Annotated in this window: 20 protein-coding genes; 6 read left to right on the top strand and 14 right to left on the bottom strand. The window is 30.9% G+C overall.

All coding sequences use genetic code 11. The features are described 5' to 3' along the window. Positions 1-159 precede the first annotated feature (159 nt). Positions 160-741, bottom strand: coding sequence for an outer membrane beta-barrel protein (locus tag J8L88_RS05610; RefSeq protein WP_027391303.1), 582 nt, complete (start codon positions 739-741; stop codon positions 160-162). Positions 742-1006: 265 nt separating this feature from the next. On the opposite strand from J8L88_RS05610, the gene J8L88_RS05605 reads away from it, so the two are divergent. From J8L88_RS05605 to J8L88_RS05595, 3 genes are read left to right on the top strand one after another with little or no spacing between them, the layout of a single operon-like run. After that, a complete protein-coding gene (locus tag J8L88_RS05605; RefSeq protein ID WP_211060188.1) occupies positions 1007-1639 on the top strand; it encodes a porin family protein in 633 nt (210 codons plus the stop codon). Positions 1640-1641: 2 nt separating this feature from the next. Continuing rightward, on the top strand, positions 1642-2055 hold the full coding sequence (gene aroQ / locus J8L88_RS05600) for a type II 3-dehydroquinate dehydratase (RefSeq protein ID WP_027391304.1): 414 nt from the start codon (positions 1642-1644) through the stop codon (positions 2053-2055). A gap of 1 nt (position 2056) precedes the next feature. Next, the gene (locus J8L88_RS05595) at positions 2057-2785 is read left to right on the top strand and encodes a diphthine--ammonia ligase (RefSeq protein WP_211060187.1); all 729 of its coding nucleotides are present in this window, start codon (positions 2057-2059) and stop codon (positions 2783-2785) included. Positions 2786-2840: 55 nt separating this feature from the next. Here J8L88_RS05595 and J8L88_RS05590 read toward each other — a convergent pair whose 3' ends face one another. The 7 genes from J8L88_RS05590 to J8L88_RS05560 form a co-directional block, all read right to left on the bottom strand. After that, positions 2841-3308 (bottom strand): hypothetical protein, encoded by a 468-nt coding sequence (locus J8L88_RS05590; protein WP_211060186.1) that lies wholly within the window; start codon positions 3306-3308, stop codon positions 2841-2843. 9 nt (positions 3309-3317) lie between these two features. Then, positions 3318-4043 carry a hypothetical protein gene (locus tag J8L88_RS05585; RefSeq protein ID WP_211060185.1) on the bottom strand — a complete coding sequence of 242 codons (726 nt, stop codon included), beginning with the start codon at positions 4041-4043 and terminating at the stop codon, positions 3318-3320. Positions 4044-4179: 136 nt separating this feature from the next. After that, positions 4180-5571 (bottom strand): dihydrolipoyl dehydrogenase, encoded by a 1392-nt coding sequence (gene lpdA / locus J8L88_RS05580; RefSeq protein ID WP_211060184.1) that lies wholly within the window; start codon positions 5569-5571, stop codon positions 4180-4182. 191 nt (positions 5572-5762) lie between these two features. Then, positions 5763-6245, bottom strand: coding sequence for a hypothetical protein (locus tag J8L88_RS05575; RefSeq protein WP_118386325.1), 483 nt, complete (start codon positions 6243-6245; stop codon positions 5763-5765). 76 nt (positions 6246-6321) lie between these two features. Next, a complete protein-coding gene (gene msrB / locus J8L88_RS05570) occupies positions 6322-6717 on the bottom strand; it encodes a peptide-methionine (R)-S-oxide reductase MsrB (protein ID WP_211060183.1) in 396 nt (131 codons plus the stop codon). A gap of 4 nt (positions 6718-6721) precedes the next feature. Next, positions 6722-7207, bottom strand: a complete 486-nt coding sequence (gene msrB, locus J8L88_RS05565) for a peptide-methionine (R)-S-oxide reductase MsrB (RefSeq protein ID WP_211060182.1) — start codon at positions 7205-7207, stop codon at positions 6722-6724. A gap of 64 nt (positions 7208-7271) precedes the next feature. Continuing rightward, a complete protein-coding gene (locus tag J8L88_RS05560; RefSeq protein WP_118386323.1) occupies positions 7272-8144 on the bottom strand; it encodes an alpha/beta fold hydrolase in 873 nt (290 codons plus the stop codon). Between the two features lie 176 nt (positions 8145-8320). On the opposite strand from J8L88_RS05560, the gene J8L88_RS05555 reads away from it, so the two are divergent. Continuing rightward, entirely contained in the window at positions 8321-9835 is a 1515-nt protein-coding gene (locus J8L88_RS05555) for a DEAD/DEAH box helicase (RefSeq protein ID WP_027391311.1), read from the top strand. Positions 9836-9841: 6 nt separating this feature from the next. On the opposite strand, the gene J8L88_RS23735 is transcribed toward J8L88_RS05555, so the two are convergent. From J8L88_RS23735 to J8L88_RS05530, 5 genes are all read right to left on the bottom strand, one after another. Further along, positions 9842-10876, bottom strand: coding sequence for an NADP-dependent oxidoreductase (locus tag J8L88_RS23735; RefSeq protein WP_211060181.1), 1035 nt, complete (start codon positions 10874-10876; stop codon positions 9842-9844). Positions 10877-10928: 52 nt separating this feature from the next. Beyond that, positions 10929-11714, bottom strand: a complete 786-nt coding sequence (locus J8L88_RS05545; RefSeq protein WP_027391313.1) for a PhzF family phenazine biosynthesis protein — start codon at positions 11712-11714, stop codon at positions 10929-10931. 59 nt (positions 11715-11773) lie between these two features. Then, a complete protein-coding gene (locus J8L88_RS05540; RefSeq protein WP_211060180.1) occupies positions 11774-12370 on the bottom strand; it encodes a short chain dehydrogenase in 597 nt (198 codons plus the stop codon). Between the two features lie 41 nt (positions 12371-12411). Beyond that, positions 12412-12723 carry a helix-turn-helix transcriptional regulator gene (locus J8L88_RS05535; protein ID WP_027391315.1) on the bottom strand — a complete coding sequence of 104 codons (312 nt, stop codon included), beginning with the start codon at positions 12721-12723 and terminating at the stop codon, positions 12412-12414. Between the two features lie 76 nt (positions 12724-12799). After that, positions 12800-13834, bottom strand: a complete 1035-nt coding sequence (locus J8L88_RS05530) for a rod shape-determining protein (RefSeq protein WP_211060179.1) — start codon at positions 13832-13834, stop codon at positions 12800-12802. A gap of 341 nt (positions 13835-14175) precedes the next feature. Here J8L88_RS05530 and porQ point away from each other — a divergent pair, with 341 nt between their 5' ends. Both porQ and cmk read left to right on the top strand, forming a co-directional pair. Further along, positions 14176-15192: a type IX secretion system protein PorQ gene (gene porQ, locus J8L88_RS05525; RefSeq protein WP_211060178.1), complete on the top strand. Its 1017-nt coding sequence runs from the start codon at positions 14176-14178 to the stop codon at positions 15190-15192. Beyond that, the gene (gene cmk / locus J8L88_RS05520) at positions 15192-15893 is read left to right on the top strand and encodes a (d)CMP kinase (protein ID WP_211060177.1); all 702 of its coding nucleotides are present in this window, start codon (positions 15192-15194) and stop codon (positions 15891-15893) included. The genes porQ and cmk overlap by 1 nt, the downstream gene beginning before the upstream one ends. 38 nt (positions 15894-15931) lie before the next feature. Here the strand turns inward: cmk and J8L88_RS05515 are convergent, their stop codons facing one another. After that, positions 15932-16249, bottom strand: a complete 318-nt coding sequence (locus J8L88_RS05515) for a hypothetical protein (RefSeq protein ID WP_027391319.1) — start codon at positions 16247-16249, stop codon at positions 15932-15934. Between the last annotated feature and the right edge of the window lie 17 nt (positions 16250-16266).

The raw sequence follows: 16266 nt of genomic DNA, 5'->3' as shown, positions 1-16266 counted from the left end.
TATCAGCCATTCATGAAAAAAACCACTGTTTTCAGGTAGATTTTAAGTAAGATTATTCCTGAAAATAGGGGATGAAAAAAGAAATATTTATTGTTCAAAAAAATAAACTCCATCATAATTATGGATATGATGGAGTTTAAAATTTATATGTGCTCTATATTAGAACTTATATACTAAACCTAAGTTAATGTCATCTAGATCTAAACCTACACTTACTGCATTAGTAGAATCAGCACCATCAATATCTGGTTTTGCAGTTGCATATGCTAATGCTCCCCAGAAAGCCTCAAGTGCAAAATGATCACTTAAGAAATAGCTTACACCAGGACCAACATTAAGTCCAAAACCGTTTATTTTAAGTTCACCAGTTCCTTGTTCTTGTTTAGAACTAGCATATTCAAAAGCTAATTCACCAAAAACAGAAAATTTACTAGATGGTGTAAAATAGTAACGACCAAAGGCTCCAGCATTGAATGAATTATTTTTTATATCTTCAGTAAAAGGAGCTTCTTGTTTACTAGTAGTAAAACCTAATCTAGCACCAACAGCTATATTTTCTGACACAAAGAAACCTACTCTCGGAGTAAATTCAAATGAGTTGTTTTTAATATCTCCCGTAGATGTCGAATTGTAACCAAAAGATCCAGAAACAAAAATATCTCCTTTAGCGAAACCTCCATCTTGTGCGTTGACAAAAGTTAGTGTGAATACTGCAATTGCAGTTAAAATCAATTTTTTCATAATGTTTGTTTATTTGTTAATACACACATTAGTTACATTGATGATAATTTTGTTACTCCAGTTTTCTATATTTTTTTGATATTTTTTCCTTGTAAAATCTAACACTCTTACTTTCAGTAATTAATAGATTGTTAAATTTTGAAGATTAATTTACTTTCGTCTTCTGTAATAGGTTTTCTCTAGTTTTTGATAGCAGTTTTTTTAGTTACTTACATATGGTTATAAAAAATAAAGCTACTTTTGAGTATCAACTTATTATTAGATTATGAAAAGAAATGTTTTTATTCTCATTGTGATTATTTTTAGTTTCATTTCTGTAAGTGCTCAGAAAATTTCTGATGAAGACCCATTATATGCTCGTGCAGGTTTTAAAGGAGGTATAAATTACAGTAGTATTCTTGGTGATGCTGATGATACTAGCGGGAGAGTGAGGATACATCTAGGTGCTTTGGTAGAGTATCCTATTTCAAGTAAATTTTATATTCAAGGAGAACTGTTATATTCAGCACAAGGATATAAGGTAGAAGTAGCTGGACAAGAACAAAAGATTAGTCTAAATTATATTTCATTACCTATTGTAACCAAATTCTATGTTACAGAAAAAATTAGTTTAGAAACAGGCCCACAATTTTCAATTTTAACGACAGTAGGAAATGATGATGTAGCTGATAATGATCCATTTTTTGACTCTTTTAATGATTTTGATTTTAGCTGGGCAGTGGGTGCAGGTTATAAGCTAGAGAGTGGTTTGTTTTTTCAAGTTAGATATAATTTAGGATTAACAAACATTAATGATACTGGAGTTATAGATATTACCAATAGAAATTCAGTTGCACAATTATCAGTGGGATATTTGTTTAAAACTAAAGATAATCGAAGAATCATACGAGAACAATAAGAATGAAACTTTTACTATTAAACGGCCCTAATCTAAATCTTTTAGGCAAAAGAGAACCCGGTATATACGGAAGTCAGACTTTTGAAGATTTTTTTTCAGAATTACAAATGAGATTTAAAGATGTTGAATTAGGATATTTTCAATCCAATATTGAAGGAGAGTTAATTACTAAAATTCAAGAAGCAAATGATACTTTTGATGGTGTTATTCTAAATGCAGGAGCCTATACACATACTTCCATTGGTATTGGTGATGCAATTAAAGCAGTAGATGTTCCTGTTATTGAGGTACATATTTCCAACACTTTTAGCAGAGAGGAGTTTAGACATCAATCGTATATTTCTCCAAATGCAAAAGGTGTTATTCTTGGTTTTGGTCTACAGAGTTATGCATTAGCGATCCAAAGTTTTCTATAAGATGCGTAAAACGTATTTTAATTGGAGTAGTGGTAAGGATTCTTCACTGTCATTATATTATACATTACAACAAAAAGAGTATAATATAACGAAACTAGTTACTACAATTAATGATGATTTTAAAAGAGTATCCATGCACGGATTGAGAGAGTCTCTTCTCGATGCCCAAGCAGTAAGCCTAAATTTACCTTTGCATAAAATAAAACTTTCTGCAAACGTTTCTATGACTTCATACAATGAGGTAATGAAAGATAATGTGATGAATTTAAAATCAGAAGGATATACACATTGTGTTTTTGGAGATATTTTCTTAGAGGATTTACGGATTTATAGAGAAGATCAACTAAGGAGTATTGGAATTCAAGGGGTTTTTCCTCTTTGGAAAAAAAACACAAAAGAACTTTTGTTAGAATTCATTAATCTAGGATTTAAAGCAATTACTGTTTGTGTAAATGCTAAATACCTTGATGATTCTTTTTGCGGTAGGATACTGGATGAATCGTTTCTAAATGATTTACCAGAAAATGTAGATCCTTGTGGAGAAAATGGAGAGTTCCATACCTTTGTTTTTGATGGTCCACTTTTTAGTAATCCAATAAACTTCGAAATAGGAGATAAGGTGTTAAGAAATTACACTCCATCGTCTGATGATGATGATAATTGTTTTTCTGATGAGGATGATAAAAGTTGGGATACTTCGTTTTGGTATTGTGATTTGATACCTAAATAAAAAAACACCGAACTAAAACTAAATAGATCGGTGTTTGTAATATAAAAGATTTATGTTATTGATGGTTTTGAAATAATTTTTTAATCATTTCCATGATTTCTTTATCTATTTCTTCAGATGCATGAGGATGTATTTTAAAACCATAATATTTTTTTGCGTTAGGTCTTTTGTCAGTATAATCACCGATGATTTTTTTCTTACCTTTTGACTTTATTAAAATACCTTTTTTATATTTAATTGATTTGATTTCAATTTCCTTCATAGGAACATAAAGTTCATCCCAAACCTTTGTTGAGTGAGGAACAGGATATGAGAATTTCTTCACTCTTAATGTGTCATTTTTTATAGACATTAGTTCATAGAAGTATTTTGTTTCTTGATTGTTATCGTGATATTTTTTTAATTCATTGTTTATCTTTTTAAGTTGATATATTTCATTATAACCTTCTTCTTGAGCAGAAATATTCAGTGTTATGAGGAAAAAAAAAGCACAATAAATTAATTTAAATGTAATTGTTTTCATGTAGGGGTTTTATTTATAATTAATAATTCTATAAGATGTATAACCTTTTGATTTTCGTTCTGTCCAATTATTTCTTTTATCAAATTGGATATATAACCAAGTAAATAACAGATTTTGATCTATAGTTGTAGAGTAAGTAATAGTCTCTATATTTTTGGAGTTTAAATAAGTGATGTTTTCATAACTAAATATATCGAAAGAGAATTTTTTAATTTTTAGATCTTTATTCCAAATTAGAAAATCCTTAGATTCATTGACATTAAAATATACATCATCATTTTTTATTATATCTGAACTAAATTTAATCATTTGGTTATCATAATAATACAATACATTATAAACCTCCGTAACTTGATCTTTTCTAAAATATTTAATCTCTTTTAAAACACCAGAAGAATTATAGTTAAACTTATATAACAGTCTATTCTTGATGTAAACACTATTTAATTTGTCATTTGAATAGTTAAAATGATATTTAAAAATGATATGATTTTCAATTTCATCTCTTTTTATTTGATATTCTATTTTAGATAAAACGTTCTTGTGATAGTCAAACGTTATATTTTCAATAAAACCATTTTTTAGAATAGAGTTAAATACAATATTTTCAATTTTATCATCAGAGTTTAGATGAGGGATGTAGTCGTATATACCTTGAATCTCCTGATTTCTTTTTGTTAACTCTAGGTTTAAGAAAAAGTTGACCAAAATTTGGTTTATCTTTTTAGTCTTCACATCAACTTTGTAGGACTGAAATAGAAAAGCCAAGCAAATGACTATTGTTATAGTAAGTAACTTTTTCAACATCTTTAGACAGTGAACAAAATTTAAACAAAAAAAGCGCTTCAAAGCGCTTTTTTTGAACTATTTTTTATAAATGTATCACTTCGTCATAAGCGTCAGCAACTGCTTCCATAACAGCTTCACTCATCGTTGGATGTGGATGTATTGCTTTTAGGACTTCGTGTCCAGTAGTTTCTAGTTTTCTACCTAATACAGCTTCTGCGATCATATCAGTAACTCCGGCACCAATCATATGACATCCTAACCACTCACCGTATTTAGCATCAAAAATCACTTTTACAAAACCATCCTTTGTTCCAGCAGCACTTGCTTTACCAGATGCAGAGAAAGGAAATTTACCAACTTTGATTTCGTACCCAGCTTCTTTTGCTTGATTTTCAGTCATCCCAACACTAGCGATTTCTGGAGAAGCATAAGTACATCCAGGGATGTTATCATAATCAATTGCTTCTACATGCATTCCTGCTATTTTTTCTACACAAGTAATACCTTCTGCAGAAGCTACGTGAGCTAGAGCAGGACCGGGAACAACATCACCAATTGCATAAATACCAGGGATATTTGTTTGATACCAGTCATTTACTACAATTTTATCTCTATCGGTAGCAACTCCTAGTTCTTCTAAACCAATATTCTCTATATTCGTTTTGATACCAACAGCAGATAATACGATATCAGCTTCAAGAATTTCTTCTCCTTTTTTAGTTTTTACAGTAGCTTTTACTCCGTCACCACTTGTGTCAACACTTTCTACAGAAGAATTTGTCATTACTTTAATACCAGCTTTCTTAAAGCTTCTTCCAAATTGTTTTGATACTTCTTCATCTTCTAATGGTACCAGATTTGGTAAATATTCTACAATGGTAACTTCTGTTCCCATTGCGTTATAAAAATGAGCAAATTCTACTCCAATCGCTCCAGAACCAACTACGATCATTTTCTTAGGCTGAGATGCTAAAGTCATAGCTTCTCTATATCCAATTACTTTTTTACCGTCTTGTGGTAAATTAGGTAACTCTCTTGATCTTGCACCTGTTGCTACTATAATATGTTTTCCTTCATAATCAGAAGCATTTCCATCTTTATCAGTAACGGTTACTTTATTGTTAGCTTTTAATTTACCAAAACCTTCAATAACATCAATTTTGTTCTTTTTCATTAGAAATTGAACACCTTTACTCATTCCATCAGCAACGCCACGACTTCTTTTTACTACTGCATCAAAATCTTTATCGAATTTTTCAACTGTTAAGCCATAATCAGAAGCATGTTTTAGGTAATCAAATACCTGTGCACTTTTTAATAATGCTTTTGTAGGGATACATCCCCAATTTAAACATACACCTCCAAGGCTCTCTTTTTCAATAATAGCAGTTTTAAACCCTAATTGAGAAGCTCTAATAGCAGTAACATAACCACCAGGTCCACTTCCTAATACGATAATATCATATGCGCTCATAAATGTGAATTTTTTGAAGACACGAATTTACGGATAATTCGTTTAATCAAAAAGGGTTTTGCAGATTCGGTTTTCACAATTATACCTTAATAAAATTCATAAAAAAACACTATCATAATGATAGTGTTAATTTTTTTTCAATTTCCTTATCTTTTTGGAATAATAAGGAATAATATTTATTTCTTAATTACTTAAAATTCTAGGTTCAATGCTGATTGTACTTCTTCTAGATTTGATAAATCAATGTCTGTATTTTCTGCAAAAGATGCAGGTACAACAACAACTCTAAATGTTTGATTATTCGTTAAATCAGCTGGCACCAATTCTGGAGCATTACTCTCCAATAATACATCTACATCACCAGAAGTGAAATTAAATCGATATAAAACAGTAATGTCACCGCCATTACCATCATCTAAGAATATAGTAGCTGTTGGTAAAGGTTCCCAAACATCTAAATTATTGTCTACAGCTTCTAGTCTATACACTAGTACAACATCTGAATCAAAAATGTTTTCATTAAAAAAGAAACGATGCCCGAAATCGTTAGCTTGATTAAAATTTGTAGTAAATTCAAAAGTTGTTCCAATGGTATCGAAATCTACGTCATCATCATTTACGCAAGAAGTGAATACAAGTGTTGATAAAAATAAAAGTGCAAAAATCTTTTTCATAATGTGTAATTATTTGTTGTTTCTGATATGAGAACTAACTATCAATAAGTGTTCCAAAGTATAAAATTGATAGTCTTTATGATTTATTGAAATCGATACTTACTGAATTTACACAATATCGTTGACCAGTTTCAGTTGGGCCATCATTAAAAATATGACCTAAGTGACTCCCACAGTTTGCGCATAAAATTTCTGTTCTAATCATTCCATGTGATGTGTCTTTTATATATTCTACATTTCCCTCTATAGATTGATCAAAACTAGGCCATCCACATCCAGAATCAAATTTTGATGTACTTATAAATAAAGGAGTATGGCAAGCCATACATTTATATGTTCCATTTTCTGAATGAATATTGTATTCTCCAGTAAAAGGACGTTCGGTACCTTTTTGTCTAAGTACCCTATATTGCTCTTCTGTGAGTTCTTTTTTCCATTCTTCTTCTGTTTTATGAAAAGGATATCTACTCATTTATTTATCTTTTTTTTGGTTCAAAGACTAAAGCGTCTCCATTAATACAATGCCTTTTTCCGGTGGTTTCTCTTGGTCCATCACTAAAAACATGTCCTAAATGTCCACCACAGGTCGAACATAATAGTTCGGTTCTAGCATATCCAAGTTTATAATCTGTATCTACATCTACATTTCCTTTTACAGCTCTATCAAAACTAGGCCAACCTGTACCACTATCAAATTTATGTTTACTCTCATATAAAGGTGTTTTGCACGCTGCACAATAAAATGTTCCAGCGGCATATATCTTATTTAAAGGACTAGAGAAAGGTCTTTCTGTCCCAGCTTGTCTAAGAATATAATATTGATCGTTAGTTAAGATTTCCTTCCATTCTTTATTAGTTTTATTTACAGCATATTCTTTCTTTTCTTTTTTACTGTCTTTTTGAGCAGTACCCGAGCAACTTATAGTTAAAATACTGATACATAGTATGACGATTTTTTTCATTTTATTCAAATTAAGGTTCTTGTATCTATATAGTCGTTTATAAGGTTCATCAATAACAAAAGATTTATGATTCTGAAATAAATGCCGCAATTTTCTTTATTATTGATTTGTCTCCAAGAATTTTCCGATGACCTAATTTTTCAGTTAATATTATTTTCCCATTTTTAAGTTTACTTTCAATTTCAATTGCCGAACTATAATGAACGTCTACATCGTTTTTATCATGAATTACTAGTGTTGGTGTTTCTATACCTTCCGCAGAAATTCCTCCAGAGTAGTTATCCAGGTCTTCACCATAATGCTGATCAAAATATTGTTTCATTAATTTACCAGTTTTATCTCCTAATTGCAAATTTTTAGCAAAATCCTTAGTGATTTTGGTTATACTATTCGCTGTTCCAATAATAACTAGTTTTTGTAATCCTAATCCAAATTTAGTTGCTCTTAATAATGACATCCCTCCTAAAGAATGGCCAACAGCTGCATGAAATGGTCCATGTGTTTTTTCTAATTGATAGATGGTTTCAATGAAGTGAATCATGTTACTTCTTTTTCCAGGAGATTGGCCATGTGCAGGAGCATCAAAACTTACTGTGCTGTATCCGATATTTAATAGTTGATCAGCTATCATAGAAAGTTGAGTTCCACTACCAGACCACCCATGAACTAATAAAACCTTTTTGTTGGATACCCCATAATTATAAATTATAACTTCTCTGTTTATTTTTTTTATTGACACATTCTCTTTAAGGCTTTGAACAGCCATCGTTTCCTCTCTTTTAGGTCTTTTGTATTTAAAGGGAGTTAGAAATAACCGAGCAGCAAACCTCGATGCTAAAAAAGGAGAAATCCAGTTTAACACCTTTCCAGTATACAGAATAGGTTTAGGAATAAGTAATGCTTGAACTGGTATTAGGTCTTTGTCAATCTTAGCCATGAAATAGTTATGGATTATATTTTAAAATTATAAAGAACAACGCAAGTGATAAGGAATATTATGAATAATTAACACTTTTGAAACTATTGTAAGACAAAACAAAATATATTTTATAAAATCTTTTATATAAGTATAGAAAGTGTTTAATTTTGTAGCTTATTTTTAATCGAGAGCAAATGCGGGTAAATCCCTCTGAAATAGAAAAAAAAGAACAAAAAGTTCTATATGATTATCAGGCCAGAGATATCGATAAGATTTTTGGGCGTTTGCAGGAATTTTCTGGAAATTATAATTTACTATATCAATTACCAACCGGTGGAGGTAAAACGGTAATATTTTCTGAAATTGTTCGAAGATATATTGAAACTACTAAGAAAAAAGTAGTAGTACTTACACATCGTATAGAACTGTGTGATCAGACATCTAACATGCTTACAGAATTTAATGTAAAGAATAAAATCATTAATAGTAATGTAAAAAAATTAGAAGATCAGCATGAGTATATGTGTTTCGTAGCAATGGTAGAAACACTAAATAATCGTCTTAATGATGACCAATTAGAGATTGATAATGTGGGCATGGTCATCATTGATGAGGCACATTATAATTCATTTAGAAAATTATTTCGCTTTTTTGATACTTGTTTTATCCTAGGTGTTACTGCAACTCCTTTAAGTTCTAATATGAAACTCCCAATGAAAGATAATTATAGGGAGTTAATAGTAGGGGATACCATTAGTTCTCTTATAGGAAAAGGTTTTTTGGCTAAGCCAGTAACCTATACCTATGATGTTGGTCTTGGTTCTTTGAAAATTGGTATGAATGGTGATTATACCGTCAAATCTTCAGAAGACTTGTATACAAATGCCTTGATGCAGGATAAATTACTAAAGGCCTATGAGGAAAGAGCAAAGGGGCAAAAAACACTGATTTTTAATAATGGAATTAATACATCCATTCATGTATATGACGTTTTTAATAGAGCAGGATATCCAATACGGCATTTAGATAATACTAATAGTCGGCAAGAAAGAGCTGATATTCTTAAATGGTTTAAACATACGGATGATGCAATTCTGACTTCAGTTAGTATATTGACTACTGGTTTTGATGAACCTACTGTAAAAACTATTATTTTAAATCGTGCTACTAAGTCATTAACATTATATTTTCAAATGATAGGTAGAGGCTCTAGAATATTGCCTAAAAAACCAGAATTCTCTATCATTGATATGGGTAATAATACTGCTCGTTTTGGCTTGTGGAATGGAGAGATTGATTGGCAAACAATATTTAGGTCACCTGATTTCTACTATGATAGTCTTGTTAGTGATGATGAAATTGAGCGTAATTTTAAGTACGTTATGCCAGAAGAAATAAGAAAAGAATTCAATAATTCTGTAGACATAGATTTTGATATTGAAGCTGAATATGCAAATACGAAAAAATATGGTCTACGTAGTAAGAGTGTTTTAGAAAAATCAATAGAACAACATGCTAAGATGTGTGCAGAAAATAGCGAAGATGTATTTGATGCTAGAATTCTTAGTAAATTGTTAGAACATGATATTGAATATCGCGTAAGAAGATATTCCTACTGTATTAGTAAAAGCACAAAAAACTATAGAGATTGGTTACAGGAGGATTATGGAAGGAAATTAAGATCCAAAATCAATCAAATGTTTTTATAATAGTACTTAGATTTTTACAATAAGTTTTCCCTTGTTTTTACCAAAAAACAACATATTTAATGCTTCAGGTAATTTTTCAAACCCTTGTATAATAGTTTCCTGATATTGCATTAAACCATTTTGTACCCAAGGTGTCATTTCTAGGAGTAATTCTTCCATTCTATTATTATAATCTCTCGCGAGCACTCCCGTAATAGTTGCTCTTTTGTATAATATTTTATGTAAAAATCGAGGTCCCATTTCTGGTGTATCTAGTCCACCTGAGTATTGGGAGATTTGTCCACAAATAACTATTCGAGCATTGATGTTAATATGTTCAAAAACAGCATCGGTGATATATCCTCCAACATTATCATAATATATATCTATTCCTTCTGGGGATACTTCCAGCAATTTTTTATATATTTCTTTTGCAGAGGGATGATCTTTGTAATTTATTACTTCGTCTACGCCAATCGTTTTTTTGAGAAATTTTGTTTTTTCATCAGATCCGGCAATACCGATAACTTTACAACCTTTTATTTTTGCAATTTGTACTACAATTTGTCCGACCGCTCCAGAAGCACCAGAGACAACAATAGTTTCGCCTTTCTTTGGTAAACCAGCTTCAAGAAGACCAAAATAAGCAATACGAGCAGGCATACCTAAAACACCTAAAGCTGTTGTAACAGAAACTTCAATAGGATCTAATAAACGAAGACTACTAATTTCGGTAATAGCATATTCCTGCCAACCAGTATACGATAATACCCAATCTCCCTTTTTTAAAGAGGAACTATTATCATTAATGGCCACTATTTGAGCAACAACCGCTCCGCCTTGAACAGTATTTAATGGATATGGCTCTTCCCAGGTATTATGTTTAGATTGTTGGATCCGCATATATGGATCTATGCTAAAATATACAGACTTTAGTAAGGCTTTTCCTGATTCCAAATCCGACATTGCTACAGTGTTTTTGTACAATGTATAATGACTTTTATCGACTAGTTTTTCTGGCCTTTTAGTATAGATCCATTGTCTGTTTCTAAATTCTTTCACGCTTCAAGAATATTTATTTTTAATTGATATGTTTTGTTTAAGAAGAATCAATTTATATTTCTATTTCTCCAGTTAAATAGGGTACAGCGTAACCGCTTAAAAAGACTCTATCTTTCTCTAGTCTACAGTCTAATTCACCACCTCTTTTGGATAATTGTTTAGCTATTAACTTAGTTTTACCAAGTTTTTCAGCCCAAAGAGGGACTAAAGCAGCATGTGCAGATCCAGTTACAGGGTCTTCCAATGGTATATCTGGATTAGCATCAAATACTCTAGATACAAAATCAGAATCATTTCCTTTGGCTGTAATAACGGTACATAAATAAGGAAGTCCTTTTAGTATTTCTAATGTGGGTTCTTCGTTTATAATATCTTCTTCTGAATCAACGGTAATAATTAGATCTCTACCTGCATATGCTTCTATTGGTTTCGATGTAAAGGCTTTATATACTTCTTTGGGAATTTCTATTGGTTTTGGTAGTCTAGAAGGGAAATCTAAAGTAATGGTGTTATTCTTTTCTTTTTTAGCTTTTAGAATACCACTTTTAGAAGAAAATATAACTTCGCTTGCCGAGGCGTCTACATAATTAAAGATTACATAAGCTGCTGCTAAAGTTGCATGTCCGCATAAATCAATTTCTGCATAGGGCATAAACCATCTAATTTCATAGATGTCATCCTTTTTTACGAAGTAACCGGTTTCTGCTAAATTATTTTCAATGGCTATGTTTAATAAAGTTTTATCATCTAACCAATGAGGTAAATGACAAATGGCCGCTGGATTTCCTCCGAATAGTTTTTGGGTAAAAGCATCAATCTGATATATTGGAATTTTCATGAATAGTAGTTTTTAATGGTTTGTGGTGAGCTTGTTATACTGATTTAATAGTTTTATGTTTAATATATTTTTAGAATTTGTCCACTATTAGTTGTGGTCAAAGAATATTCATAAATTTTTACGACATCTTCAATTTCTACAGGAAAATAGCCTGCAAATTTCTTTTCTTTAGGAAAATCACCTGAGATAGCCCCTGGTGCAACTGTGTTTAAGCGAATACCTCTGTTTAATTCTTTTGAAGCCGCATTAACAAAACTATGAATAGCACCATTTACTAAGGATAATGCTACTGCATTAGGTTCATAATGTTCTGCTAAAATACCAGTAGTTAGGGTAATTGATCCGTGATCATTTATATAATCTTTTGCTATGTGTACTAAGTTAACTTGTCCCATCAGCTTACTTTTTATTCCTAGATAATAATCTTCTTCTTTAAGTTCAAAAAGAGGTTTCCAGGATGCTGTACCGGCTGCATTTATGACTGCATCTAGTTTAGGTAATTTTTCGAACAATTGTCTGATCGATTCTTGATTGGTAATGTCGATAGGATAGGAGTCACTGTTTCTATGTGCTCCATATACTTCATGATGTTCTTGTAGGGATTCGTAGATTTTTTTACCTATTGTTCCTGTAGATCCTATTATTAATATCTTCATAATTATATATTTAATTTTATAAATATGTTATTCTAAATTTTTTATAAATTATCTTTTATTTCATCAATGTATTGTTGTATAATTTTTTCATTTCTTTTGAAATAAGTCCATTTCCCATGTCTAGTTGGAGTTAATAAACCTGCTTTATTCATAATAGCCAAGTAGTGAGAAATAGTAGGTTGTGATAAACCTGATTTTTCTTTAATAAATTGCCCACATACGCCAAAATCAAAATGACCGAGTTCTGAATGGGGAGGAAAATTAGATTCAGGATCTTTTAACCAATTCAAAATTTCTAATCTCGTTAAATTAGCTAATGCTTTATTTATTTCTAGTACTTGTTCCTTATCCACGAATCAAATATACATATTTAATTTTATAAATATGTTTTACTTTGTTAAATAATTATCATTTTACAAAGTAATCTATTTATATATTCCTAATTAATACATTAGTATATCGTTCTAAATTTTTTAATACAATATCGCTTCCTTTTACAACTACTTCTAATGGATTATCTCCTTTGTATACTGGGAGTTCCGTAGTTACAGAAAATCTTTTATCTAAACCACGAAGCAAAGAACCACCGCCTGTTAAAAATATACCTGTGTTATAGATATCAGCAGATATTTCTGGAGGTATATTGGATAAAGTATCTAGTATGTGATTTTCTATCTGTGTTATTGATTTGTCAAGGCTTTTGGATATTTCTTTATATGTTATGTACGCTTGCTTAGGTTTACCTGTTAAGATATCTCTTCCTTGTATTGGTGTATTTTTAGGAGGTACTTCTAAAGTTTCTACAGCAGATCCGATATTAATTTTTATACTTTCTGCAGTATTTTCACCAATATGCAAGTTGTGTTTCTCTCTTATGTACTGTATAATATCATTGTTAAATACATTACCAGCAATTTTCACAGATTTACCGGCAATTATTCCTCCTAGAGTTATAACAGCTATTTCTGTGGTACCACCTCCAATATCAATTACCATATGACCTTTTGGTTGTAGTACATCAATACCAGCTCCTATAGCCGCTGCCATAGGTTCCGAAATTAGATATATTTTTTTTGCATTTAATCGTCTTGCAGATTCTTTTACTGCTCGCATTTCTACTTTGGTAATCCCACAAGGTATTGCGATAATCATATTATATGATTTGATAAAAATAGCATTACTTATGTCTGATAATTTCTTTATCAGAATTTTAAGCATTTTTTCTGATAGATCGAAATTGGCAATAACTCCATTTCTTAAAGGATAACAGGTTTTTATATTTTTATGAATTTTGCCTCGCATTGAACTCGCTTCTTTTCCAACAGCGATTATTTTTCCTGTAATTTTATTTACTGCTATTACTGATGGCGCATCTATTGCTATTTTACCTTTATGAGTTATTAATGTGTTAGTTGTACCAAGATCTACGGCTATCTTATTGGTTAAGAAATCAAAAAAGCCCATGTTTGTGTGTTAAGTTAGTATCGATTAGCATTATATAAATAAATCATTCGCTAAAATGATATTATACATTTGGGTTGCTAATTCATTATAACTCTGATATACATATTATATTGTTAGATGTATTGTAGAATGCTGATATTCAATTACTTGTGTTTATTATGTTTTGACCTGTACTATTAATCAAATAATTTAATATATGATGTACTATGTATATATCTGTACTTATAAAGTTAATATTTGGTTCATTCTTGATGGTCTTATCCGTTTTATTTGATGTCTTATAAAATTTTTGTTGCTAACTATCGTTTTCCAGATAGTTTCTTTTATTTTTGCTGCTAATGATGCGTAGATATATATTTTTGGTAATCATTTTTTTTACCACATTAACCTATTCACAGATAGGAGGTAGGTATACTTATCAATTCTTGAATTTGGTTTCTTCGCCAAAACAGGCTGCGCTTGGTGGTAAGTATGTTACTGGTTATAATATGGACCCTACTTCGGCAATGCTTAATCCAGCTACAATTAATATCGAAATGGATAATCAATTATCTATAAATTATATGAATTATATTGCTGATGTTAATTACGGATCAGTATCATACGCAAAAGCATTCGGAGAAAAACAAAGAGTATTTCACGCTGGAATTACTTATATCAATTATGGTAAGTTTGATGGATTTGATGAGTTTGGTAATGAAACTGGTGATTTTGGGGCTGGAGAAGTAGCAATTTCAGTTGGATACGGATATACAATTCCTAATTCAAATTTTCATGTTGGTGCGAGTGGTAAATTTATCTCTTCCAAATTAGAAGAATACACTTCTTTAGGAGGCGCGCTGGATTTAGGTTTGATTTATCATAATCCAGAATCAAAGTTTGATTTTGGTTTTGCGGTTCGTAATCTTGGAACCCAATTTACTACATATGACAATACTAGAGAGGACTTACCTTTATCTGTAGATATGGGAATTGCTCAAACTCTAAAAAATGTGCCTATTAGATGGAATTTTACATTAGAAAATCTTCAGGTTTGGGATGTTGCTTTTAGAAATCCAGCTAGAGATATTACGGATCTCGAGGGAAATGTAGAGGCTGATGATCCTAGTTTTGTAAATAATGCGTTACGCCACGTTGTAGTAGGGTTAGAGTTTTTTCCTGAAAGTGGTTTCAATATTCGTTTAGGATATAATTTTAGAAGATCAGAAGAATTGAGAATAGAAGATCAGAGATCTTTTGCAGGACTAAGTGGTGGTTTTTCTTTAAAATTAGGGAAGTTTAGGTTTGCCTATTCATACGCCCGTTATAATTCGGCGGCTTCGTCCAGTACTTTTGGTGTTAATGTAAATCTTCAATAGTGAATCACAAAATAATAATAGCAATAGATGGGTATTCTTCAACTGGTAAAAGTACAGTTGCTAGACAATTAGCAAGGGAATTAGGTTATATATATGTTGATACGGGTGCGATGTATCGCGCTGTTACATTGTACGCTATGAATCAAGGTTATATTGATGAAAATACTTTTGATAAAGATGCCTTGACTCAAAATCTTTATTTGATTAATATCAGGTTCGAAGTTAGTACTATTACTGGTTTAGCTGAAGTATTTTTGAATGATGTTAATGTCGAAAAAGAAATTAGAACACTTAAGGTTTCTAGACAAGTGAGTCCTGTAGCTGCAATATCTTCTGTTCGAAGAAAATTAGTTGAGCAACAACAACTAATGGGAAAAAATAGAGGTATTGTAATGGATGGAAGAGATATTGGCACTGTCGTTTTCCCTAATGCAGAATTAAAGTTATTTATGACTGCTACTGCCAAAGATAGGGCAGAAAGAAGATATAAAGAGCTTGTAGAAAGAGGAGAAGATGTTACTTATGAGGATGTTTTGAAAAATGTAGTTAATAGAGATCATATTGATAGTACAAGAAAAGATTCTCCATTGCGTAAAGCTGAAGATGCAATAGAAATTGATAACTCAAATCTTACACTTGTTGAACAGTTTGATCAAATCCTTACTATTGCTAAAAAAGCAATTGCTAAAGGGAAAAAATAATATCCTTTTCTATGAAACTATAAATAAAAAAGTAGTTATTAGTAAGCTTTAACTTCCCTTAGTTCGTAGAATAGCATTTTTCCTTTAGTCCATTCTATCAATTCCTTTGATTTATTATCTTCTTTTACTAAAAGCACTCTATTTAGAATTAGAATATTATCTCGGAATTTATACCTTAAAGGAATTGTAGTATCAGAAACTGCATATAAGGGAGTTTCTTTTACTATTTGATATTCTTTCCCATTATTCATTACTACAGTCTTTTTAGACTCGTAAATTATATTGGTTTTAGATAGAACTTGCCCATAACCAGATATAGCAATTACTAGAAAAAATGAAAATAAAATCGATTTCATAATTATTGATAGTTTTG

The organism is Aquimarina sp. MMG015, assembly GCF_018100855.1.
Lineage (GTDB): Bacteria > Bacteroidota > Bacteroidia > Flavobacteriales > Flavobacteriaceae > Aquimarina > Aquimarina latercula.
Note: the sequence above shows the minus strand (reverse complement) of the source record. Positions and strands in the feature narration are given on the sequence as shown.